The sequence below is a fragment of the Arthrobacter sp. SX1312 genome (genome assembly GCF_002929295.1).
GTDB lineage: Bacteria > Actinomycetota > Actinomycetes > Actinomycetales > Micrococcaceae > Arthrobacter_D.
Genome location: NZ_PJIM01000001.1, coordinates 1,223,605 through 1,245,744, shown reverse-complemented (window position 1 = coordinate 1,245,744; position 22,140 = coordinate 1,223,605). Strand labels below are relative to the sequence as shown.

Sequence of the window (22,140 nt, the reverse complement as noted above, 5' to 3'; positions counted from 1 at the left end):
GGCTCAGGTGGAGGCCGGATCCATGGCGATGGCTTCCTCCGCGGCGGGCTTGCGTCCCTTGGTCCTGAAGCTCAGGAGGACGGAGAGCCGCGTCGCGAGGGTGGACAACCCGAAGTTGATGATGATGAAGATCGCGGCGGCGACCATCAGCGACGGGATGATGTTGCCCTCGCCCACGCCGAGCCGGCGCATGTACTGCAGGAGCTCGGGGTAGGTGATGATGAAGCCCAGCGCCGAGTCCTTGAGGATCACCACGAACTGGCTGATCAGGGCCGGCAGCATGGCGATGAGGGCCTGCGGCACCTCGATGCTGCGCAGCGACTGGCCGGCCGTGAGACCGATGGCCATGCCGGCCTCGCGCTGGCCCGTGGGCAGGCCCTGGACCCCGGACCGGACCAGTTCCGCGATCACGGAGCCGTTGTAGAGCGTGAGGGCGACGACCACCGCGATGAACGGTGCGTCCTGGGGCGGCACGGCACCCGAGCTGCCGAGCGCCAGCCAGAAGAAGATCATCATGAGCAGCACGGGGACGGCACGCAGGAACTCGACGACGACGCCGGCGACCCACCGGACGGGCGTCAGGTGCGAGAGCCGGCCGACGCCGAAGATCAGGCCGAACACCACCGAGGTGACGATGGCGATCGCGGCAGCCTTCAGCGTGTTGGCGAGCCCCGGGAGGATGAAGAACTCCCAGGTCCTCGCCTCGAGGAAGGGCGTCCACATGCTCGCCTCGAGCTGTCCCTTCTCGCCCAGCGTCGCGATGATCCAGGCGAGGATGCCGAGGACGATCAGCACTCCGACGATGTTGCCGATCAGGATGTTCCGGCGTGCGCGCGGACCTGGCGCGTCGAAGAGGACCTGCTGCGCGCTCATCGTGCCACCGCCAGTTTCCGTGAGGCCCAGGTGGTCAGCAGTCCGATCGGGATCACCAGGATCACGAAACCGAGGGCGAAGGTGAGGAAGATCGGGATCACGAGGTCGGAGCGGAACTCGATCATGGTCTTCATGAGGCTCGAGGCCTCGGTGGCCACCGAACCCGCAGCGGCGACCGTCGAATTCTTGATGAGGGCGATGAGCACGTTCCCCAGGGGTGCGATGGCGCCGCGGAAGGCCTGGGGGAGGATGATGAGGCGCGCCGCCGGCAGGAAGCTCAGGCCGATGGCCCGTGCAGCCTCGGCCTGTCCGAGCGGGACGGTGTTGACGCCGCTGCGGATCGCTTCGCACACGAAGGCCGCGTGGTACACGGACAGGCCCACGATGGCGATGCGGAACAGGCTGGCATTCAGGTCGGCCGCCAGGCTGATCTGCATGACGGAGAACAGCCCGAGGAAGCCGAAGGCCAGGATGATGGTCAGCGGCGTGTTGCGGAAGATGTTGACGTACGCTGCGCCGAACCACTGCAGGCTCGGGATGGGGGAGATGCGGAACAGGGCCAGCACCGTGCCGATGATGAGCGCGCAGATGGCGGCCCAGAACGACAGTTGGATGTTGACCCAGAACGCGGCGAGCACGTCGTAGGTCTCGAACAGCGACAGGTAGTCCTCCACGGTTCACCTCTTTCCTGGTGGGGACATGGCATTGGCGGGGCGGTCCGGGCGGACCACCCCGCCAATAGGGGTGATGCTAGGCGCAGGGCTCCGGCGTGGGCGGGTTCAGCTCCGCGTTGTAGGTGTAGTCGGCACCCTCGGTGTTGCTGGTGATCGCTTCCTCCCACGACCCGTCACCGATCATCTTGGTGATCGCCGAGTTGATGTCCCCGCAGCGGTCGCTGCCCTTGGGCAGGCCGACCCCGTAGTTCTCCTCGGAGAAGGTGTTGCCGACGACCTTGAACTTGCCCGCGTTGGCTTCCTGCGCGGCGAGGCCGGCGAGGATGATGTCGTCGGTGGTGACGGCGTCGATCTGGCCGCCGCCCATGGCCGTGACGCACTCGGCGTAGCCGGGCTGCTCGACGAGCTGCACGCCCGGGTACTGGTCCTTGATCTTCTGGGCCGACGTCGAGCCCGTGACCGAGCAGAGGTTCTTGCCCTCGAGGTCCTCGGGGCCGGTGATGTCGCTGTCCGTCGGGACGAGGAGGTCCTGGCCGGCGACGAAGTACGGTCCCGCGAAGTCCACGGTCTCCTTGCGGGTGTCGGTGATCGAGTAGGTCGCAAAGATCATGTCTACCTGCTCGTTGGCCAGCAGGTTCTCGCGGTTCGCGGACGGCGCCTCGACGAACTCGATGTTCTCCTCGGACACCCCGAGCTCGGCCGCCACGTACTTCGCGACGTCGACGTCGAAGCCGGAGTAGGACCCGCCCTCGTCGTAGCCGAGGCCCGGCTGGTCGAACTTGATGCCGATGCGGAGGGTCTCGCCGCCGCCCTCGCCGCCGCCGCCGCCTTCACTCTCGGGGCTGTCGCCACCACCACAGGCGGACAGCGTGAGTGCTGCTACGGCAGCCACCGCGGCTGCTGCATATCGGGTCTTTCGCATTGGTTCTCCTTGCGTCGCGGCCTCGGGAGGCCCTCGTGGGTTCTGGTGATGCGGGGGTCAGTGCGAGAGGATCTTGCCGAGGAAGTCCTTGGCGCGGTCGCTCTGCGGATTGGTGAAGAACTCCTCGGGCGTGGCCTCCTCCATGATCTGCCCGTCGGCCATGAAGATCACGCGGTCCGCGGCACGGCGGGCGAAGCCCATCTCGTGCGTCACGACGATCATGGTCATGCCCTCCTTGGCGAGCGCGACCATGGCGTCGAGGACCTCGTTGATCATCTCCGGGTCGAGCGCCGAGGTCGGCTCGTCGAACAGCATCACCTTGGGCTTCATGGCGAGGGCGCGTGCGATGGCGACCCGCTGCTGCTGGCCGCCGGACAGCTGGGCGGGGAGCTTCTGCGCCTGGTTGTCGACGCCGACGCGCTTCAGCAGCGACATCGCGAGCTCCTTGGCCTCGCCGCCCTTCATGCCCCTGACCTTGATCGGGCCCAGGGTCACGTTCTCGAGGATCGACTTGTGCGCGAAGAGGTTGAAGGACTGGAACACCATGCCGACATCGGCACGCAGCTTCGCGAGGGCCTTGCCCTCCGCGGGAAGGACCTTGCCGTCGATCGCGATCTCGCCGTCGTCGATGGTCTCGAGGCGGTTGATGGCGCGGCACAGGGTCGACTTCCCCGACCCGGAGGGCCCAATCACGACGACGACCTCGCCGCGCCCGACCTCGAGGTTGATGTCGCGCAGGACGTGGAGATCCCCGAAATGCTTGTTCACGTTCCTGAGCGAGACGAGGGGGCTTCCCGAGGACGCGGGCGTAGTCGGTTGCGGTTCACTGGTCATGGGAGAAATGTAGCGAACTATTCCTTGTCAGCAATACACCGGGGTGCGATGGGGGCGATTGTGATTCAAGTGCAATCAGTGCCCTGTCCAGTGGCCTGTCCATCTCCTGAGAACCCGGGTCATTGGTTAGCCTAGGACAATGTCTCACTCCCAGGATTCTCCGGCCGGTGATCGCACCGGACCTTCCACCGCTGACGACGGCGCCGTGCAGGCAGTACCCGACGGCCCCGTGCAGGCCGCGAACGGCACGTCCCGCGCCCGCGCGAATGGTGGGCCCGCACCGGTCCGGGCGACGCGGCACAAGGGTCCGGTGGAACTGCGGCGCGGCCAGGCGGCGGCTCCGCAGTCCGACAGCATGCTGCTGGACGCCGATCCCGGCGGAGGATTCACCCGGACGGATCCGTGGCGGGTGCTGCGTATCCAGAGCGAATTCGTCGAGGGGTTCGGCACGCTGGCCGACCTCGGCCCGGCCATCAGCGTGTTCGGGTCGGCCCGCACGCCGCAGGACTCGTCCTTCTATGCCATCGGCGAGGAGGTGGGCCGGCGCCTCGTGGCAGCCGGGTACGCCGTCATCACCGGGGGAGGCCCCGGCGCCATGGAGGCCGCGAACAAGGGCGCCTGCGAGGCGGGCGGGGTCTCCGTGGGTCTCGGCATCGAACTGCCCTTCGAGCAGGGCATGAACGAGTGGGTGGACCTGGGGATCAACTTCCGGTACTTCTTCGCCCGGAAGACGATGTTCGTCAAGTACGCCAACGGGTTCATCGTGCTGCCGGGCGGCTTCGGGACCCTCGACGAGCTGTTCGAGGCGATGACCCTCGTGCAGACCCGAAAGGTCACCTCCTTCCCGATCGTGCTCATCGGCGTCGACTACTGGCGCCCGCTCCTCGACTGGATCGAGGGCACGCTGCTCGCCGAGGGCACCATCTCGGAGAACGATCTCTCGCTGGTGCAGCTCGTGGACACGGCGGAGGAGGCCGTGCGGATCGTGGCGGCCTCGTCGGGGCACCGACAGGCCCCGAGTGCCGCATCCGGACACCGCTGACAGGCGATTCTGGCACCATAGCGGTGTGACTATCTTCCTGGTGATCCTCGCCGTCCTGCTCGTGGGAGGGACCGCCGTCCTCGCCGCGGGGCCCCGGCTCCCGGCACTGCTCCGGCGCCCGGGCGTGGCCCTCGGGGCGGGCTCCCGCCAGGCCGGCGGACGGCCCGCGGACGACAGCGGGAGGGGTGGGCCGTCCCGGCCGGACGGCCTCGGCCTCGTCGAGCCGGTGGCGAGCCTGCCCCCCGTGCTGTTGCCGGAGCACCCCTCCGCGCCGGATGTCGACGCCGTGCGGTTCGGCCTCGGGCTCCGCGGCTACCGCATGGACCAGGTGGACGAGGTCCTCGACCGGCTCGCCGCCGCCCTCGCCGAGCGGGACGCCGTCATCGGTGAGCTGCGCTCGCGGCTCGCGGCGCAGGACGTCCGGCGATGAGCGGCGCGGTCCCCGGCTCGGACGGCCGGCCGCGGTGCGGCTGGGCGGTCTCCAGCACCGAGTACGAGCAGTACCACGACCTCGAATGGGGCCGCCCCGTCCGGGACGAGACGGGACTCTTCGAGCGGCTGAGCCTCGAGGCCTTCCAGTCCGGCCTGAGCTGGATCACCATCCTGCGCAAGCGGGAGGCGTTCCGCCGGGCGTTCGCGGGCTTCGTCCCGGAAGCGGTGGCGCTGTTCGACGAGCACGACGTCGAGCGGCTCATGGCCGACGCCGGCATCGTCCGGAACCGGCAGAAGATCGACGCGACGATCGCCAACGCCCGGGCCCTCCTCGCACTCCCGGAGGGCACCACCCTCGGCTCGGTCCTCGAGCGTCACCGCCCTGAGGCGGGCCCTGCCCCCGCCACCCTCGCCGATGTGCCGGCGGTCACCGCGGACAGCACGGCGCTGGCCCGGGACCTCCGCGGCCTCGGGTTCCGCTTCGTGGGCCCGACGACGGCGTACGCCATGATGCAGGCCACGGGGTACGTCGACGACCACCTCCAGGACTGCTGGGTCCGCGCCTCCGTGGGAGGGACCGTGGAGGCGGGGCAGCCCGCGGGCACCGGCGTGACCGTCAGGACCTCGTCCGACGACGGCACCGCGTGAACCGGACGGGGACCGCCGCGACCGGCTCCACCGCACGGCCGGTCCGTCCGGGGGTCCACTGGGCCCTGCAGGTCCTGGCCGTTTTCGCCGCCGGTCGTCTCGTGTCCACCGCGATCCTCCTGCTCGCCGCGGCACGCCAGGGTCCCAGCCCGTGGTCCGGCCCCGCTCCCGGCTACGGCGCCTTCATCAGCTTCTGGGACAGCGGCTGGTACGAGCGGATCTTCACGGAGGGCTACCCGTCCGAGCTGCCAAGGGACGCATTCGGCGTGGTGAGCCACAACCAGTGGGCGTTCTACCCCCTGTACCCGGGGCTCGTGCGCGGTCTGGCCGCGGCCACCGGCCTGGGGTGGGGGGCCCTCGCCCCGGTGGTGTCGGTGGCCGCGGCGGCGGCGGCGTCGCTCGTGGTCTACCGCCTGTTCCGGTTGCGGTCGGAGCACCGGACGGCGCTCGCAGGGGTCGCCGTCGTGTCCTTCGCACCCGTCGCGGCCGTCCTGCAGGTGCCGTACGCCGAGTCGCTGCACCTGCTGCTGCTGGCCACCGCGCTGTACCTGGTCTCCATCGGCCGGTACGTCGCAGCCATGCCCGTCGTCGTGCTCATGGGCCTGGCCCGCCCCGCCGGGGTGCCCTTCGCGATCGCGATCGGCATCCTCTTCCTCCACGCGCTGTGGACTGCGCGCCGCGGCGGTGATCCGGGCGACCGCCGCGAGGCGGCCGGACGCCTCGTCCCGCTGTTCCTGCTCGGCGTGGTCTCCTCCGTCGCGGCGGTCGCCTGGCCGCTCATCGCCTGGGCCGCGACCGGGGAACGCGCCGCCTACGTCGCGACGGAGACGGCCTGGCGGGGCGAGGCCCTCGTGCCGTTCCTGCCCTGGTTCCAGGCGCCGGCCGCCGTCGTCGGCCCCGCGGCGGGGGCGCTGGTGGTCCTCGGCCTCGTGCTCGGGCTGGCCGGCATGTTCCTCGCACCGTCGGTGCGCTCGATCGGACTCGTGCCCGGCGCCTGGTGCGCCGCCTACCTGCTCTACCTCGCGGCGTTCTGGGACCCGCAGTCCAGCACCTGGCGCATCCTGCTGCCCCTGTTCCCCCTGGCACTCGCGGTCGCGACCCCGCGCGCGGGGCGCCTGCTCTGGGTGCTCCTGCCGGTCTGCGTGGTCCTGCAGTTCCTGTGGGTGGACCGGCTGTGGGCCTGGACCCCGACCGGCCCGGACGGGGATTATCCACCATGATTGTGATCCACGCCGCACCCGAATTAGCAGGTGCAGGACTTGTGCTGAATAATAAGGGTGATGACGTGCACATCGGGGCCCTGTACAGGTCGCTGCGGTGGAGCACTGTTTACTGACGCGCTGCCGCTGATCGCGGTTGCGCCCTGTTGAAAGGGACACCCCCATGGCTGCCATGAAACCGCGTACCGGCGATGGACCGATGGAAGTCACCAAGGAGGGGCGCAGCCTCATCATGCGGGTGCCGATCGACGGCGGCGGACGCCTCGTCGTCGAACTCAATGCCGAGGAGGCGGGCCGTCTCAAGGATTGCCTGCTCGGCGTCACGAACCAGCTCGCGCGCTAGGTCCCGACGCCGAGCCGTCAGGCGCGCTGCTTGACCGCCAGGAGGAGCCCGCTGCCGGTGGGCAGGAGCGCGGACACGAGGGCGTCGTTCTCGCGGACCATCCGGCCGACCTGACGCAGGGTGTTGGTGGACTGCTCGCGGACGGCCGGCTCCGCCACCCGGTCCTGGTCCAGAGCGTCGTTGACGATCATGATGCCGCCGTCCTTCAGCAGGCGCGTGGCCTGTTCGACGTACACGGGGAGTCCCGGCTTGTCGGCGTCGATGAAGACCAGGTCGTAGGCCGCATCGGTGAGGCGGGGGAGCACGTCCGCGGCGCGCCCGGAGATGGTCCGCGTCCGGTTGGACGGGATGCCCGCCTCCGCGTACGCCTCCCGCGCGGCACGGAGGTGGTCCACGTCGGAGTCGATGGTCGTCAGGACCGCGTTCCGGCCCAGGCCCCGCAGCAGGCAGACACCGGAGACGCCCGCGCCGGCGCCGACCTCGACCGCCGTCGTCGCCTTGGACGCCGCCGCGAGCACGGTCAGGGCCGCCCCGACGGCCGGTGTCACAGGGCTGACCCCGAGTTCGTGGGACCTATCGCGCGCCCTGAGCAGGGTGTCGTCCTCCTCGGGGAGTCCTTCGGTGTAGGACCAGCTGCTGTGTTTGTCGGCGGCCATGGACATCCATTCTGTGAGCGCGGGAGATTTCGGGGGCCGTCGGCAGGCCGGAGCCCCGCCCCAACACTACTGTGCGGCGCGGGCGCACTTCCATGCGGGGACGGGCGTGGGCGTACGCCCGCGCACCTGCCAGCGAGTTCCCAGCTTGGTGGGAAAGACTTTTCGCTCGGGACATCCGGCGCGAGCACAGTCTCGAATCCCTGTCACCACCGTCCGCGACCCATGGCGACGGGCGGATCAGGTCCGGAAGTCGAGGCGAAGAGGGGAACATGATGTCCAGTGCGAAGGCGGCCCAGGCGGCCGGGGAGGAACTCCCTGCCGCGGATGCGCCGATCCTCGATGAGCACGGCAACCCCTGGGTGGCGCCGTCGTGGGAGGAGGTCGTCACCACCTACTCGCCCAAGGTCTACCGGCTGGCCTACCGGCTCACCGGCAACAGGTTCGACGCCGAGGACCTCACGCAGGAGGTCTTCGTCAGGGTCTTCCGCTCACTCGCGAACTTCAAGCCCGGAACCCTCGACGGCTGGCTGCACCGCATCACCACGAACCTCTTCCTCGACCAGGCGCGCCGCAAGACCCGCATCCGCTTCGACGGGCTGACGGAGGAGGCGGAGAGCCGCCTGCCCAGCAAGCACCCCGGCCCCGAGCGCAGCTTCGAGTTCAACAACCTCGACATCGACGTCCAGGCCGCCCTGGAGGAACTCCCGCCCGACTTCCGCGCCGCCGTGGTGCTCTGCGATCTCGAAGGGCTCGCGTACGACGAGGTGGGCCGGGTGCTCGGGGTCAAGCTCGGCACCGTGCGCTCGCGCATCCACCGGGGCCGGACCATGCTGCGGGAGAAGCTCGCGCACCGCGACCCCCGTACGGCCGGCAGGAGTGGTTCCGCCCTGGGTGTCCCGCGGATCGCGGGCCTGGGCTGAAAGTCATGCTCCATCCCCATCGCTCCCTCCAGGACCTCGTGGACGGTGAGCTGTCGGATCGACGGCGCATCGCCGTGGAACGGCATGTCGCCCGCTGCCCGTCCTGTGCGGCTGCCCTCGTGCGGATCCGCGACCTGAAGAGCACACTGCTGGGCCTCGGCCGTCCGCAGCCGCATCCGGACTTCCAGCGCCGGCTGCTCTCTTCAGGGCCCGATGGCGCTCCGGAGCCCCGCGGACTCCCTGCCCGCTCGAGTACGGCCTTCGTCCGCGACCACCACGAGCGCGCCGAACCCCGTCGCCTCCGCCCGACGGTCCTCGCCGCGGCCGGCGGCTCCGCCGTCGTCGCCGCCGCCATCCTCGCCTCCGCCTACGTGGTGGGCTCGGAAGCCAGGCCCGTGGCAGGGGGCTCGATGACCGGGGCGGCGGCGGTGCGGTCGGGCTGGGAGGCGGTCGCCCCCCGGACACCGACCTTCCTCGACACGGACCAGCTCGAGACGCTGCGGGCCGGCGGCTGGTACTGCCCGGAACTCGAGGCGCTCGGCTTCACGCTGCAGAGTGCGGAGGGCATCACCGTGGGCGGCAGGCCGACGCTCGAACTCGTCCTCGAGAACGACGGCGACACGGTGACCGTGTACGAGCAGCGGAAGGTCGGCGGCGCGGGCATGGACCGGAGGGCCTCCGCGGCTCCCCGCAACGCCGTCACCGGCAACAGCGTGGTCTCGGACGGTTTCGAGCACGTCGGCGGTGCGGCCCAGGACGTCTGGGTCCGAGCCGGGGCGCCCTGGCAGGCGGTCCTCGATTCGCCATCGGTCACCTACACCGTGGTCTCGGACCTCCCACCGGCCTCCATGCCGCAGACACTCAGCCAGCTCGTCACGACGGAGCACGCCCAGCTCTCCCCCGCTCCGCAGGGGCGGGAGGACTCGATGGTGGGGCGCATCATCCGGGGCCTGTCGATGATCACCCACCCGCAGGACGACGCCGGATAGGTCCGGTGCGGAACGGGAAGGTAGTCTTTTCACGTGTTGGGAATCAACGGTCTCGAACTCGTGGTCCTGGCGCTGATCGCCGTCATGGTGCTCGGCCCGGAGCGGCTTCCGGAGTACGCTGCCCAGCTCGCCCGGCTCGTGAAGGGGCTCCGGCGCATGGCGACCGGGGCGCGGGAGCAGCTCCGCGAGGAGGTGGGCCCCGAACTCGACGAGGTGGACTGGCGGAAGCTCGATCCGCGCCAGTACGATCCCCGGCGCATCATCAAGGAAGCGCTGCTCGACGACGTCGAGGACGCCTTCAAGCCCGTCAGTCAGGGCGCCCCCAGAACCGTTCCAGCGGCCGCCACACCGGCCGCCACGCGCCCCGCCCTCCCCGTGCCGGTGGGCCCCCGGCTGCCCGCGGGCCAGGCCGCGCCGTACGATCTCGAGGCGACCTAGGACCGTTCCCGCGGTGCGTCGGAGCCCTCAGCGGACGCTGACCGGCAGTTTCAGTCCCGCCAGCCCGCGGGGCCGCCGTGCGAGGGCGCCGGCGATGGACTCCAGTTCCGCGCCCGCCGCCGAACCGCCTCCCTGCAGGACGAGCGGCATGCCGGCGTCGCCGCCCTCCCGGAGGGCCACGTCCAGCGGGATGCTGCCGAGCAGCGGGATCTGGGAGCCGAGCGTCGTCGACAGCCGCGCTGCGACCGCGCTGCCGCCGCCGGCCCCGAACAGCTCCAGCCGGGTGCCGTCGGGGAGTTCGAGCCAGGACATGTTCTCGATGACCCCGGCGACGCCCTGCCCGGTCTGCGCGGCCATGGCACCGGCCCGCTCGGCGACGTCGGCGGCAGCGCTCTGCGGCGTGGTGACCACCAGCAGCTCGGAGGCCGGGAGCAGCTGGGCGACGGAGATGGCGATGTCGCCGGTGCCCGGGGGGAGGTCCAGGAACAGTGCGTCGAGGTCCCCGAAGTAGACGTCCGTGAGGAACTGCTCGAGGGCGCGGTGCAGCATGGGGCCGCGCCAGGAGATGGGCTGGTTGCCCTCGACGAACATGCCGATCGAGATCACCTTCACGCCGTGGGCGACCGGCGGCAGGATGAGTTCGTCCACCCGCGTGGGCTGCTGCGTGATGCCCATGAGGGCGGGGACGGAGAAACCGTAGACGTCGGCGTCCACGATGCCCACGCGGAGACCCTGCGCGGCCATGGCGACGGCGAGGTTGACCGTGACGCTCGACTTGCCGACGCCGCCCTTGCCGCTCGCCACCGCGTAGACCCGGGTCAGCGATTCCGGATCGTTGAAGGGGATGCCGCGGCGCCCGCCCGCGCCCTTCAGCTGCTCCTTCAGGGCGTCGCGCTGCTGCTGGGTCATGACCCCGAGGTCCACCTCGGTGCCGTCCACGCCGTCGACGGCGGAGAGGGCCGCCTCGGCATCATGCACGATGGTGTCGCGCAGCGGGCAGCCCGCGATGGTCAGCAGGACGCGGATCCGCACCGTCCGCCCGACGATCTCCACGGACTCGAGCATGCCGAGCTCGGTGATGGGACGGCGCAGCTCGGGATCGATGACCGTGTCCAGGGCCGAGCGCACGGCCTCCTCGGTGGGCAGGTCGCGGCTCACCGGGACTGTTTCCTCCCGGCGGCCGGGACCTTCGGCAGGGCGACGGTGTTCTCGGACGGCTTGCGCGGTTTCCGTTTCTGCAGCGTGAGTTCCTGCCCGTCCGTCGTCTCGAGCAGCTCCTCCAGGATGGAGCGGAGCTCGGAGCGCACGTAGTCGCGGGTGGCGACCTCGCGCAGTGCGATGCGCAGTTCGGCGATCTCCCGCGTCAGGTACTCGGTGTCCGACAGGTTCCGTTCGGCGCGCTGGCGGTCCTGCCGCAGCGAGACCCTGTCGCGGTCGTCCTGCCGGTTCTGCGCGAGCAGCAGCAGGGGAGCCGCGTAGGAGGCCTGGAGGGACAGCATCAGGGTGAGCGCGGTGAACCCGAGCGCCGCGCTGTCGAAGCGGAAGTCCGCCGGCGCGAAAGTGTTCCAGACGAGCCAGATGATGCAGAACACCGTCATGTACAGCAGGAACTGGGGCGTGCCCATGAAGCGGGCGAAGTTCTCCGTCGCGCTGCCGAAGCGGTCCGGGTTGGGCCGCGACCTCAGGAGGAAGCGCTTCCGGACCACCCGGGGCGTGTCCAGTCCACGTGAGCTCGACCTGATCTTCTCAACCACGGCGGTCGCCTCGCTTCTGTACGGGTGCATCGTCCTGTGCCCGCCAGTCGTCGGGCAGCAGGTGGTCCAGCACGTCGTCGACGGTCACGGCGCCGACGAGCCGGCCCTCCGTGTTGACGACGGGCAGCGAATTCAGATTGTAGGTCGCGAGGATGCGCGACACCTCGCTGACGTTCGACTGGTCGCCGATCGCCTCGAGGTCGGTGTCGATGATGTTGCCGAGGGGCTCCGGCGGGGGGTAGCGCAGCAGCTGCTGGATGTGCACGACGCCGAGGTAGCGGCCGGTCGGCGTCTCGAGGGGCGGGCGGCAGACGAAGATCGAGGACGCCAGCGCGGGGGTCAGTTCCTCACGCCGCACGTGGGCGAGTGCCTCCGCGACGGTCGCCTCCGGCGGCAGGATCACCGGCACGGTGGTCATGAGGGACCCCGCGGTGTCCTCCTCGTACTCGAGCAGGCGGCGTACGTCCTCGGCGTCGTCGGGCTCCATGAGCTGGAGGAGCTCCTCCTTCTGCGCCTCGGGGAGCTCGTTGAGGAGGTCCGCGGCGTCGTCGGGGTCCATCTCCTCGAGGACGTCGGCCGCTCGCTCGCGCGTCAGGGACGTCAGGATCTGGACCTGGTCGTGATCGGGCAGTTCCTGCAGCACGTCGGCGAGCCGGTCGTCCTGCAGTTCGCCGGCCACCTCGATGCGCCGCTTGTCGTTCATCTCGTGCAGGGCGTCCGCGAAGTCGGCGGCCTTGAGGTCGTCATGCTGGGCGACGAACTGGGTGGCTCCCTGCGGTTCGTCCGTGGTGCCGTGGAAGGCGTCGAGCCAGTCGATGATGAGGCGTTCCCCGCCGCGGCGCAGCCCGCGCAGGGGCGACGAGCCGCCGCGGCGCACGAAGAGCTGCGACACGTGCCAGTCGCCGGTCCTGTTGCGCTCCATCGCGACGTCCTCGACGACGGCGTTCCCGCTGCCGTCACGCAGGGTCAGACGGCGGTCGAAGAGTTCGGCGACCATGAGCATCTCGGCGCCGCGCTGCTCGAAGCGGCGCAGGTTGACGAGGCCGGTGCAGATGATCTGGGACGGGTCCATGGAGGTGATGCGGGTCATGGGCACGAAGACGCGCTTCTTGCCGGGCACCTCGACGACGAGGCCGATGACCTGCGGCGGTTTGGTGGGGCCGCGGTCCAGCACGACGGCGTCCCGCAGGCGACCGAGGCGGTCACCGAGCGGGTCGAAGACGTCGAGGCCCAGGAGTCGGGCCACGAAGACGCGGGTCGAGTTGGTAGTCACCTCCCTAGGCTATCGGGCGCGGCACGTCAGGACGGCATCAGAGTCGGTCGGGGCGGCACCCGTCCAGCCACCGGTCAGGACACGTCCAGCGGACCGGCAGTTCTCTCCGGGCGAAGTGCCTCCCATCAGCCGGAGCGGTAGGCAAGAATGGAGAGCATGTCCACACCACCACTTGGAACCACCGCCGCCCGCGACCTCGGCCGGGTACTGCCCACGGGCGAGCCGATCGGCCGGTACACCAGCTACCTGGATGCCCAGAAGGCCGTCGACTACCTCGCCGACAACAAGTTCGCGGTCCAGCGGGTGGCCATCATCGGCAACGACCTGAAGACCGTGGAACGGGTCACGGGGCGCCTCAGCTACCCTCGGGTGGCGCTCGGCAGTGCGGCGACCGGCGCATGGTTCGGCCTGTTCGTGGGACTCATCCTCAGCCTGTTCGCGGGGAGCGAGTCGGGGGTCACCATCACCTCGTCGATCGTCCTCGGCGCCATCTTCTGGCTGCTCTTCGGTGTCATCACCTATGCGTTCCAGCGGGGCAAGCGCGATTTCACCTCGACCAGTCAGGTCGTCGCGACGAGCTACGACGTGATCGTCGAACCGGAGCTCGCCGCGGAGGCCCGCAGGCTCCTGCAGCAGCTGCCCATGAACGGCCAGGCGCAGCATCCGGGCGCCAACCCCTCCGCCTGGGGGCAGGCACCGGGCCGGCAGCCGGGCCAGCCGCCGCAGCGCCCCGCCTCGTGGAACGACCCCTACGCGGGTCAGCAGCAGCCGCAGCCGCAGCAGGAGACCCAGCCGGAGCAGCCCGGGCCGGACGAGGGCCAGACCGCAGGCCTCGGCACCACGGGTCCCCGGCGGGGACAGTTCCCCGACCTCCCGGACGGACGGCCGCAGTACGGCGAACGCGTGGACGGCCAGGGGGACGGGACGCCCGCGGCGGGCCCCGGGGACAGCACCCCCACCGGACCCGGACCGCGTGCCGACGGCGGCGGGCACGGCTCGACCGCGGCAGGCGGGCAGCGCTAGAGCCCGGGCGGCGTCGGACGACGACGGCGCCCGACGCACGAAGGCAGGGACCCGACCGGGGTCCCTGCCTTCGTTCCGTGGCGGCGCCGGTCGGGCTACTCGCCGGTGCTGCCCCAGATGCCACCCATCCAGTCCTCGACGTCCCCGGGCGTGCGGGGGAGGGCCGCGCTGAGGTTGACCGGGCCCTCGGCCGTCATGAGGATGTCGTCCTCGATGCGTACGCCGATCCCGCGGTACTCCTCGGGGACCGCGAGATCCTCGGCCTTGAAGTAGAGGCCCGGTTCGATGGTGAACACCATGCCTTCGGTGAGGACCCCGTCGAGGTAGAGCTCGCGTTTGGCCTGGGCGCAGTCGTGGACGTCCATGCCGAGGTGGTGGCTGGTCCCGTGCGGCATCCACCGCCGGTGGTGCTGGCCCTCGGGTGCCAGCGCCTCCTCGAGGGAGACGGGCAGGAGTCCCCAGGCATCCAGGTTCTCGGCGAGCACGGTGACCGCGGCGTGGTGGATCGCCCGGAACTTCCGGCCGGGCCGGGCCGCCGCGAAACCGGCGTCGGCGGCGTCGAGCACCGCCTGGTAGATCCGGCGCTGCACCTCGGTGTACCGTCCGTTCACCGGCAGGGTGCGGGTGATGTCGGCGGTGTAGAGGCTCTCGGCCTCGACTCCGGCGTCCAGCAGGATCAGATCCCCGGCGCGGACATGACCCGTGTTGCGGATCCAGTGCAGCGTGGTGGCGTTGTTGCCGGAGGCGGCGATGGTGTCGTACCCGAGGTCGTTGCCCTCCTCGCGGGCACGGGTGAAGAACGCGCCTTCGACGACCCGCTCCCCGCGTGGGTGCGTGATGGCGCGCGGGAGGGTCCGGACCACCTCGTGGAAGCCCTCGACCGTCGCGGCGACGGCCGCCTCCATCTGCTCGATCTCCCAGGCGTCCTTGACGAGCCGCAGCTCGGACAGCACCTCGGCGAGCACGGCGTCGAGGGCATCGGCCTTCTCGAGGTCCACCCCGGTGTTGATCCGCGAGGTGTCGACGAGGGCATCGGCGTTGAAGTCGACCTCGCGGAGCAGGCGGATGCCGACGCCGCCGATCTCGACCACGCCGGCGTCCTTCGTGATGGCGACCTCGAGCCCGGCGAGATCGGCGGTCCTCAGCGCGAGCTGGGCCTCGATCTGGGCCATGGACAGGCGCTGGCCGATCCAGAACTCGCCGTAGCGGGCGTTCGCATAGAACTCGTCGCTGTCGCGTCCGGCGGGTTCGCGGAAGTACAGCGTTGCGGTGTGGTTGCCGCCGTCGTCGCCGGTGCCCTGCTCCACGGGCTCGAGGACGAGCACGGCGTCGGGCTCGTGGTCGAGGCCGAGGCCGGTCAGGTGGGCGAAGCCGGAATGGGGGCGGTAGCGGTAGTCGGTGTCGTTCGAGCGCACCTTGAAGGGGCCCGCGGGGACCACGATGCGCTCGCCGGGAAAGCGGTCGGAGATGGCCCGCCGGCGGCGTGCGGCGTGCGGGGCGACGGGCGACGCGGCGGGGAGTTCCCCGGGGGCCGGCGCCCAGTTGCCCGCCATGAAGGCCTTGAAGGCCTCGGAGTCGGGCCGCTGGGAGCGGTTGTCGTTCCGGTCCGAGAGGGCCTGGCCCTCGGGGGAGTCGGTGGGATTCAGGGATGCGGGTGCGGTGTCGTCAGAGCTCACCCCGTCATCCTCCCACCGAGGCCGTACCGCGGGAAAGTCTGGCCCCGGAGCGAGGACGGGCATGTGGCGGGGTGGATCATCCCGGTGAGCGGCGCATCCGGGCGCGAGGCAGCCGGGAGGGTCGCAGGCGTCCTGGCGAGGCCTCGCGCCGGGTACGCGTAGATTGGATCCGGTGAGAATCGATCTGCACACGCATTCCAACGTCTCGGACGGCACCGAGGACCCCGACGTCCTCATCCGGTCCGCGGCAGCCGCGGGGCTGGACGCCGTCGCCCTCACCGACCACGACTCGACGGCCGGCTGGGACCGGGCCCGGGCCGCAGCCACCACCCTCGGCATCGCCTTCATCCCCGGCATGGAGGTGTCCTGCCAGACGGACACGGGCATCAGCGTGCACGTGCTCTCCTATCTGCACGACCCGCTGCATCCCGGCCTGCTCACCGAGATCGAGAAGTCGCGGACGGCCCGCCTGACGCGTGCACGCCGCATGGTCGAACTGATGGGGGAGGACTTCCCGATCACCTGGGAGCTCGTGGAGCAGCACGTGACGGAGGGTGCCACCGTGGGGCGCCCGCACATCGCTGATGCGCTGATCACGCTCGGCATCGTGGCCACGCGATCCGAGGCCTTCGAGACCATCCTGACCGCGCGCTCACCCTACTGGGTCAGCCACTACGCACCGCATCCCGCGCACGCCGTCGCGCTCATCCGCGACGCCGGCGGGGTCCCCGTCTTCGCCCACCCGTCGGCCTTCACCCGAGGCGCCGTGGCGGGCGGAGCCGTCCTCGACGAGATGATCGACGCAGGTCTGCTGGGCCTCGAGGTGGAACACCGGGACAACCCCGAGAGCGCCCGCGTGAAGCTGCGGCGGATCGCGCGGGACCGCGGACTGCTCATGACGGGCTCGAGCGACTACCACGGGCGCGGCAAGCCGAACCTGCTGGGCGAGAACGTCACCGCGCAGGAGACCTTCGACGCCATCCGGGCCCTCGCCACGGGCGCGGCGGTCGGCTAGGACCGGGGCGGCGCCGAAGGCTGTCGATCGTCGGTGGGATCACCTCGCGGCAGGCGCGACCACGACGGCCGGCGAGCCCTGATTGACCGGGTTGGCACTGGACGAGGGAGCGACCACGCCGAACTCGTACCCCTTGGCCCGCAGTGCGTCGATGGTCCTGGCCAGGTAGGTCCACTGGGACGCGGGGCAGGACAGGACGTCCTCGGCGTCGTGGAGCAGGATCATCGCGCCCGGCGCAGCCTCCGCCATCACGAACTTCTGGACGCCGGCCGCACCGGGGCATTCGAAATCGCCGGGGTTGCCGACGTTCCAGCGCCAGAGGACCCCGCCGCTCATCCCGATGGTCCTGAGGTAGCCCGTGGCGGAGGAGGTGCTGTTGCCGTACGGGAAGCGCATGAGCTTGGGCGCCTCACCCGTGACGGTCCTGATGGCGGCATTGGTCCGGTCGATCTGCTGCTTCTGCCTCGTCGCACTGATGCTGGGGAAATCGGGGTGGTCCCACGAGTGGTTGCCGATCACGTGCCCCTCGGCCTTGATCCGGCGGACGAGATCGGGGTAGCGCTCAACGTTGGAGCCCTGAACGAAGAACGTCGCCTTGACGTTCTTCTGCTTGAGGACGTCGAGGACGAACGCGGTGCGCTCGGGCGAGGGCCCGTCGTCGAAGGTCAGGCCGATCAGGGGTTTGTCGGCGGCCTGTGCGGGCGACATGGGGCTGCCGCCCAGCAGTGCGAGGACCAGGCTCGCGGTGGCCAGGGCGGTGACGGCGACCTTGTTCTTCTTCATAGTGCTCAGCTCCCGTTCTCGACGCTTGGGTCCAGCCTTGCTCGATGAGCACACTACGACTGCCGGGGGGCACTGTAAACACTCGCGCGCGAAGGGCCGGCATGGCGTAGTACGCGTTTTCCTCCGGCCGGTACGCTCCGATGCAGGCGACAGTCCGGGGATTGCCGGCCCGCGGCGACGTCAGGTCCAGGCCGCCAGACGGGTCCGCATGACCTCGATGGCCTGTGGGTTGCTGTCCACGCAGACGAAGCGGCGGCCCAGCTTCCCCGCGACGGCGCCGAGCGTTCCGGACCCCGCGAAGAAGTCGAGCACCCAGTCGCCCTCGCGGCTGCTCGCCGCCACGGCGCGGCGCAGCAGGCCCTCCGGTTTCTGGGTGGGGTAGCCCGTCTTCTCCCGACCCGTGGGGGACACGATGGTGTGCCACCAGACGTCGGTCGGCAGTTTACCGAGGGCCGCCTTCTCCGCCGTCACCAGGCCCGGTGCCATGTAGGGTTCGCGGTCCACCTCGGCGCTGTCGAAGTGGTAGCCGGACGGGTTCTTCACGTACACGAGGATGTTGTCGTGTTTCGCGGGCCATCGGCGTTTCGCCCGGGCGCCGTAGTCGTAGGCCCAGATGATCTCGTTCAGGAAGCAGTCCCGCCCGAACAGGGCGTCCAGCATGACCTTGGCGTAGTGCACCTCGCGGTAGTCCAGGTGCACGTAGAGCGTGCCGTCGTCGGCGAGGAGCCGCCAGGCCTCGGCGAGGCGTGGCGCCAGGAAGTCCCAGTAGTCCTCGAAGGCGTCGTCGTAGCTCGCGAGCGCTCCCTTGACCGTCGAGTAGGACTTGCCCTTGAACCCCACACGGTCTCCGGAACCCCCGACCGCGCGCACCATGGTGGTCTGCTGGCGGCGCTGGACCCGTCCGGTGTTGAACGGCGGATCCACGTAGATCATCGTGAAGGCGGCGTCCGGCAGCAGGGCCAGGTACTCCGCGTTGTCGGCGTGCACCACGAGGTTGGCGCCGTCCGGGCTCCACGGGGGAGCCGCGGACGGCGCAGGAAGCTCGGTCACCGAGCGCTAGTCCTCTGCGCCGCCGGCAGGATTAGCGACGACCTCGCCGTTGCGGCGCCGGGTCCGGCTGCGGCGCGGCCGGTCACCCGACGGTGCCTCACCCTCACCGGCCCGACGGCGTCCGCCGCCGGTCGCCCCGTCGGTGGTGCCGGCCGACGCCGCCGGAGCGCCCTGGGCCGCCGGTGCGTCGGCGTCCTGGCTCCGGTTGCCCCCGCGACCCCGGCCGCGCGAGCCGCGTGATCCCTCGCCCGATGCTCCACCCGCGTCGCCGTCGCGGCGCTGTCCGCCGCGTCCACCCGGCTGCGAACGCCCACGTCCGCCGTCGCGTCCACCGTCGGTCCGTGCGTCCGGGCGTCCGCCGCCGCGCTTGCCGGTCTCGCCGAGGTCCTCGAGCACCTCGGCATTGATCCCCGCGAGCCTGCGGTCCTTGCGGGGCAGGCGTCCCTTGGTGCCCTCGGGGATGTCGAGCTCCGCGTACAGGTGCGGTGACGACGAGTAGGTCTCCACGGGCTCCGGCGCGTCGAGTCCGAGGGCCTTGTTGATGAGGCCCCAGCGCGGGAGATCGTCCCAGTCCACGAAGGTGACCGCCGTCCCCTTCTTGCCGGCACGGCCCGTGCGTCCGACGCGGTGCAGGTAGGCCTTCTCGTCCTCGGGGCACTGGTAGTTGATGACGTGCGTGATGTCCTCGACGTCGATGCCGCGGGCGGCGACCTCGGTGGCGACGAGGACGTCGATCTTGTCGCCGCGGAAGGCGCGCAGGGCCTGCTCGCGGGCGCCCTGGCCGAGGTCCCCGTGGATGGCACCGGCCGCGAACCCGCGGTCGATGAGCTCCTCGGAGAGCTTCGCGGCGGTGCGCTTGGTCTTGCAGAAGATGATCGTGCGCCCGCGGTGGCGGGACTGCAGGATCCGGGCGACGACCTCGGCCTTGTCCAGGTTGTGCGCGCGGTAGATGACCTGGCGGATGTCCTTCTTGGTGATGCCCTCGTCCTCGGGGTCCGCGGCCCGGATGTGCGTGGGCTGGGTCATGTAGCGGCGGGCCATCGCGATGACGGGACCGGGCATGGTCGCGGAGAACAGGAGCGTCTGGCGCACCGGGGGAGTCGCGGCGATGAGGGTCTCGACGTCGGGCAGGAAGCCGAGATCGAGCATCTCGTCGGCCTCGTCCAGCACCACGATCTTCACGTTCTTGAGGACGAGCAGCTTCTGCCTGTACAGGTCGATCAGACGCCCGGGCGTTCCGACCACGATCTCGACGCCCTTCTTGATGGCCTCGATCTGCGGTTCGTACGCGCGTCCGCCGTAGATGGTGACGATGCGCGCGTTGCGCTTCTTCGCCGCCGTCGTCAGGTCGCTCGCGACCTGGACCGCGAGCTCGCGGGTCGGCACGACGACGAGCGCCTGCGGGGCGCCGGGCACCGGGAGGCGGTCGTAGCCCTCGTCCTCGGGGCCGACGACGCGCTGGATGGCGGGGATGCCGAATCCGAGGGTCTTGCCCGTTCCGGTCTTCGCCTGGCCGATGATGTCGTGGCCGCCGAGGGCGATCGACAGGGTCATCGCCTGGATGGGGAAGGGGTGGATGATCCCGGCGTCGGCGAGGGACTCGACGATGTCGGGGCGGACGTTGAAGTCCGCGAAGGTCTCCGGCACGGCCGCGTGCGGCTCCGCCGTGGTGATCAGCGTCTCCTCGACGTCGATGACGTCGGGGGAGTTGTCCGCGACGAGGTGGTGGCTGTCGGCCACGGTGTCGCCGGCGCCTGTGTTCGTATCGTGGTGTGTGTTCTGCACGTTCTACCGTTCATTCAGGCCGAGCGGCCGCTGAGGCTCGACGCTTCGAATGGGATCCATCCGCGGCGGAGCGTATCGGCGGGCGCAGGGCGTCCAGTGGAAGCCGATCGCGGGCTTGCGACTGCGTGCGGGCGGCGGAGTGAGACCTGCGCCTGCGGGGAACTCGGGATCGAGTAGGTACTGCGGGTTATCGAGGGATAACGACCGGGCATCCATTACTACACGGCAAGCCTACCCTGCCCGCCCCCTGCGCGGCGTCATCGCGGGCTGCGTGAGGGCGCGTCCGTCGGCTTCACCTCGAAGCGGATGCGCCGGCGCGCGATGTCGGCTTCCAGCAGGACCACCGTGACCCGTTCCCCGGCCACCAGCTCTCCGTAGCAGGTGGCCTCGAGTGCGGGTTCGGTGACCTGCACGGTCCCGGACAGGCGGGGTGCCTGCTTCCCGGGTGCATCCTCGATCGCCGGGGGTGAGCCCTGCAGGACGACGGCGGAGAAGGCCTCGCCGATGCGGTTGCTCAGCAGTGCGGCCTGCACCGCGTCCATGGCCCCCGAGTCGAGGCGGGACGCCGTCTGGTTCGACGACGCCATGAGCGCGTTGAGCTCCGGCAGGGCCGCCCGGACCCAGGCTGGCACCTCGTTCTCGCTGCACAGCGACTCGCACGTCACGAGCACGAAGCGGTCCACGAGCCGCCGGAGGGGAGCGGTGGCATGCGCGTACGGTGCGGCGATGGCCGACTGCACGACGGCGTCCGGTACCTCGCCGTCGAACGCCGTGTACCCTGCGCCGCGGAACAGCGACGCGGCCGCGTGCATGAGGGCGAGATGCCGGGGTTCGGCGACGTCGAGGGTGCGGAGGAAGGCGCCGTAGGGCATGTCCGGGGGCCAGGGGTGCTCGAGCGCCTCGGACTGGCGCCGGAACTTGCCGAGGGCGCCGTCGTCCGGCTCGGGCATCGTCCGCAGGATGCCGATGCCGCCGTCGATCATCATGCGCGCGGCGGCCATGCCCGTCATGAGCGAGATCTGGGCGTTCCAGTCCTCGCACGGCAGGGCCGGTTCCGTGATGATGCCGTAGCTCCCGCCGGCATAGATGATCTCCTGGCGTGGCAGGTTGAGGCTCGCGCCCCCGCGATCGAGTTCCTGCCGGATCCGGAGCAGGCCGATCTCCTGCAGGAGCATGAGCTGCTCGTCGGCGGTGCCGGCGTCGATCTCCGCCTGCACCTGCGCGTACGTGAGTTGGCGGCGGCTGCGGACCGTGGCGCGGCGGACGGTGGCGGATTCGACCTCCGCCGCGGCGTCCAGCAGGAAGTGCCAGACGAACGCGGGGCGGTCGCGGTCGGGGAGCAGGCTCGCCGCATCCTCCGAGATGACCTCCGGGTGGAGGGAGATCCGCCCGTCCGGCGCGTAGAGGGTCTGCCCGCGGAGTCTCGCCTCGGCGTCGATCGCACCCCCGGCCTCGACGAAGAGCGGTACGTCGGCGATGGCGTACCAGACCTCGTACGCCGCAGACCCGGTACCCCGGCGGCGTGCGAAGTGCACCGCCTGGTCGAGGTCGGTGGAGCCGGGCGGGTCGATCGTCAGGAAGGGCAGTGCGCGGAGGTCGGTGGAGGGCAGGGTGTGCGCGGCCACCGAGGCGTCGGCCTCGTGCAGGACGCCCTCGGGGAACTGCTCGCGGATGCCGAGTTCCTCGCGGAGGGATCGCAGCGACTCGGTGAGGCGCTGGTGGGACTCCCGATCCCTGAGGTCCATATGCTGTGCGGGCACAGGCAATACGGTAATGCACGTCGCAGACTT

23 protein-coding genes are annotated in these 22,140 nt (G+C 70.5%); 10 read left to right on the top strand and 13 right to left on the bottom strand.

The features are described 5' to 3' along the window. Positions 1-3: 3 nt before the first annotated feature. From CXQ92_RS05840 to CXQ92_RS05825, 4 genes are all read right to left on the bottom strand, one after another. A complete protein-coding gene (locus CXQ92_RS05840; RefSeq protein ID WP_104166031.1) occupies positions 4-873 on the bottom strand; it encodes an amino acid ABC transporter permease in 870 nt (289 codons plus the stop codon). Further along, on the bottom strand, positions 870-1,547 hold the full coding sequence (locus tag CXQ92_RS05835; protein ID WP_104166029.1) for an amino acid ABC transporter permease: 678 nt from the start codon (positions 1,545-1,547) through the stop codon (positions 870-872). The genes CXQ92_RS05840 and CXQ92_RS05835 overlap by 4 nt, the downstream gene beginning before the upstream one ends. 76 nt (positions 1,548-1,623) lie before the next feature. Continuing rightward, the gene (locus CXQ92_RS05830) at positions 1,624-2,469 is read right to left on the bottom strand and encodes a glutamate ABC transporter substrate-binding protein (protein WP_104166027.1); all 846 of its coding nucleotides are present in this window, start codon (positions 2,467-2,469) and stop codon (positions 1,624-1,626) included. Positions 2,470-2,526: 57 nt separating this feature from the next. Further along, positions 2,527-3,303 carry an amino acid ABC transporter ATP-binding protein gene (locus tag CXQ92_RS05825; RefSeq protein WP_104166024.1) on the bottom strand — a complete coding sequence of 259 codons (777 nt, stop codon included), beginning with the start codon at positions 3,301-3,303 and terminating at the stop codon, positions 2,527-2,529. A gap of 139 nt (positions 3,304-3,442) precedes the next feature. On the opposite strand from CXQ92_RS05825, the gene CXQ92_RS05820 reads away from it, so the two are divergent. The 5 genes from CXQ92_RS05820 to CXQ92_RS05800 all read left to right on the top strand — a co-directional run bounded on the left by CXQ92_RS05820 (position 3,443) and on the right by CXQ92_RS05800 (position 6,988). Next, positions 3,443-4,345, top strand: a complete 903-nt coding sequence (locus CXQ92_RS05820) for a TIGR00730 family Rossman fold protein (RefSeq protein WP_104166022.1) — start codon at positions 3,443-3,445, stop codon at positions 4,343-4,345. 25 nt (positions 4,346-4,370) lie between these two features. Beyond that, complete coding sequence (locus tag CXQ92_RS05815) at positions 4,371-4,775, top strand: DivIVA domain-containing protein (protein WP_104166020.1); 405 nt, start codon at positions 4,371-4,373, stop codon at positions 4,773-4,775. Continuing rightward, on the top strand, positions 4,772-5,425 hold the full coding sequence (locus CXQ92_RS05810; protein ID WP_104166018.1) for a DNA-3-methyladenine glycosylase I: 654 nt from the start codon (positions 4,772-4,774) through the stop codon (positions 5,423-5,425). Before CXQ92_RS05815 ends, CXQ92_RS05810 begins: the two co-directional genes overlap by 4 nt. Next, positions 5,422-6,645 (top strand): hypothetical protein, encoded by a 1,224-nt coding sequence (locus tag CXQ92_RS05805; RefSeq protein ID WP_258069744.1) that lies wholly within the window; start codon positions 5,422-5,424, stop codon positions 6,643-6,645. The genes CXQ92_RS05810 and CXQ92_RS05805 overlap by 4 nt, the downstream gene beginning before the upstream one ends. A 163-nt stretch (positions 6,646-6,808) precedes the next feature. Then, complete coding sequence (locus CXQ92_RS05800) at positions 6,809-6,988, top strand: DUF3117 domain-containing protein (RefSeq protein ID WP_104166016.1); 180 nt, start codon at positions 6,809-6,811, stop codon at positions 6,986-6,988. 17 nt (positions 6,989-7,005) lie between these two features. On the opposite strand, the gene CXQ92_RS05795 is transcribed toward CXQ92_RS05800, so the two are convergent. After that, positions 7,006-7,644, bottom strand: coding sequence for an O-methyltransferase (locus tag CXQ92_RS05795; protein ID WP_104166014.1), 639 nt, complete (start codon positions 7,642-7,644; stop codon positions 7,006-7,008). Positions 7,645-7,913: 269 nt separating this feature from the next. Between CXQ92_RS05795 and sigE the strand changes: the two genes are divergently transcribed. From sigE to CXQ92_RS05780, 3 genes are read left to right on the top strand one after another with little or no spacing between them, the layout of a single operon-like run. Next, positions 7,914-8,564: an RNA polymerase sigma factor SigE gene (gene sigE / locus CXQ92_RS05790; protein ID WP_258069742.1), complete on the top strand. Its 651-nt coding sequence runs from the start codon at positions 7,914-7,916 to the stop codon at positions 8,562-8,564. A 5-nt stretch (positions 8,565-8,569) separates the two neighbouring features. Further along, on the top strand, positions 8,570-9,553 hold the full coding sequence (locus CXQ92_RS05785) for an anti-sigma factor (RefSeq protein ID WP_104166012.1): 984 nt from the start codon (positions 8,570-8,572) through the stop codon (positions 9,551-9,553). Positions 9,554-9,586: 33 nt separating this feature from the next. Next, entirely contained in the window at positions 9,587-9,991 is a 405-nt protein-coding gene (locus tag CXQ92_RS05780; protein WP_104166010.1) for a Sec-independent protein translocase TatB, read from the top strand. A gap of 27 nt (positions 9,992-10,018) precedes the next feature. Here the strand turns inward: CXQ92_RS05780 and CXQ92_RS05775 are convergent, their stop codons facing one another. The 3 genes from CXQ92_RS05775 to CXQ92_RS05765 are packed head-to-tail and all read right to left on the bottom strand — an operon-like array spanning position 10,019 to position 13,018. Then, positions 10,019-11,149: an Mrp/NBP35 family ATP-binding protein gene (locus CXQ92_RS05775; protein WP_258069741.1), complete on the bottom strand. Its 1,131-nt coding sequence runs from the start codon at positions 11,147-11,149 to the stop codon at positions 10,019-10,021. Beyond that, on the bottom strand, positions 11,146-11,745 hold the full coding sequence (locus tag CXQ92_RS05770; RefSeq protein ID WP_258069740.1) for a DUF1003 domain-containing protein: 600 nt from the start codon (positions 11,743-11,745) through the stop codon (positions 11,146-11,148). Before CXQ92_RS05770 ends, CXQ92_RS05775 begins: the two co-directional genes overlap by 4 nt. Beyond that, positions 11,738-13,018, bottom strand: coding sequence for a CBS domain-containing protein (locus tag CXQ92_RS05765; RefSeq protein WP_104166007.1), 1,281 nt, complete (start codon positions 13,016-13,018; stop codon positions 11,738-11,740). Before CXQ92_RS05765 ends, CXQ92_RS05770 begins: the two co-directional genes overlap by 8 nt. Before the next feature lie 156 nt (positions 13,019-13,174). Here CXQ92_RS05765 and CXQ92_RS05760 point away from each other — a divergent pair, with 156 nt between their 5' ends. Beyond that, positions 13,175-14,041, top strand: a complete 867-nt coding sequence (locus tag CXQ92_RS05760) for a general stress protein (protein WP_181033559.1) — start codon at positions 13,175-13,177, stop codon at positions 14,039-14,041. Positions 14,042-14,136: 95 nt separating this feature from the next. Here the strand turns inward: CXQ92_RS05760 and CXQ92_RS05755 are convergent, their stop codons facing one another. Then, complete coding sequence (locus CXQ92_RS05755; protein ID WP_258069803.1) at positions 14,137-15,594, bottom strand: aminopeptidase P family protein; 1,458 nt, start codon at positions 15,592-15,594, stop codon at positions 14,137-14,139. 295 nt (positions 15,595-15,889) lie between these two features. Between CXQ92_RS05755 and CXQ92_RS05750 the strand changes: the two genes are divergently transcribed. Beyond that, a complete protein-coding gene (locus CXQ92_RS05750; protein ID WP_104166002.1) occupies positions 15,890-16,732 on the top strand; it encodes a PHP domain-containing protein in 843 nt (280 codons plus the stop codon). Between the two features lie 39 nt (positions 16,733-16,771). Here CXQ92_RS05750 and CXQ92_RS05745 read toward each other — a convergent pair whose 3' ends face one another. The 4 genes from CXQ92_RS05745 to CXQ92_RS05730 form a co-directional block, all read right to left on the bottom strand. Then, the gene (locus CXQ92_RS05745) at positions 16,772-17,515 is read right to left on the bottom strand and encodes a polysaccharide deacetylase family protein (RefSeq protein ID WP_104166000.1); all 744 of its coding nucleotides are present in this window, start codon (positions 17,513-17,515) and stop codon (positions 16,772-16,774) included. Between the two features lie 180 nt (positions 17,516-17,695). Next, positions 17,696-18,565, bottom strand: coding sequence for a site-specific DNA-methyltransferase (locus CXQ92_RS05740; RefSeq protein WP_104165998.1), 870 nt, complete (start codon positions 18,563-18,565; stop codon positions 17,696-17,698). A 6-nt stretch (positions 18,566-18,571) separates the two neighbouring features. After that, positions 18,572-20,350, bottom strand: coding sequence for a DEAD/DEAH box helicase (locus CXQ92_RS05735; protein WP_258069739.1), 1,779 nt, complete (start codon positions 20,348-20,350; stop codon positions 18,572-18,574). A 257-nt stretch (positions 20,351-20,607) separates the two neighbouring features. Next, positions 20,608-22,110: an RNB domain-containing ribonuclease gene (locus tag CXQ92_RS05730; RefSeq protein WP_306738430.1), complete on the bottom strand. Its 1,503-nt coding sequence runs from the start codon at positions 22,108-22,110 to the stop codon at positions 20,608-20,610. Positions 22,111-22,140: the final 30 nt, after the last annotated feature.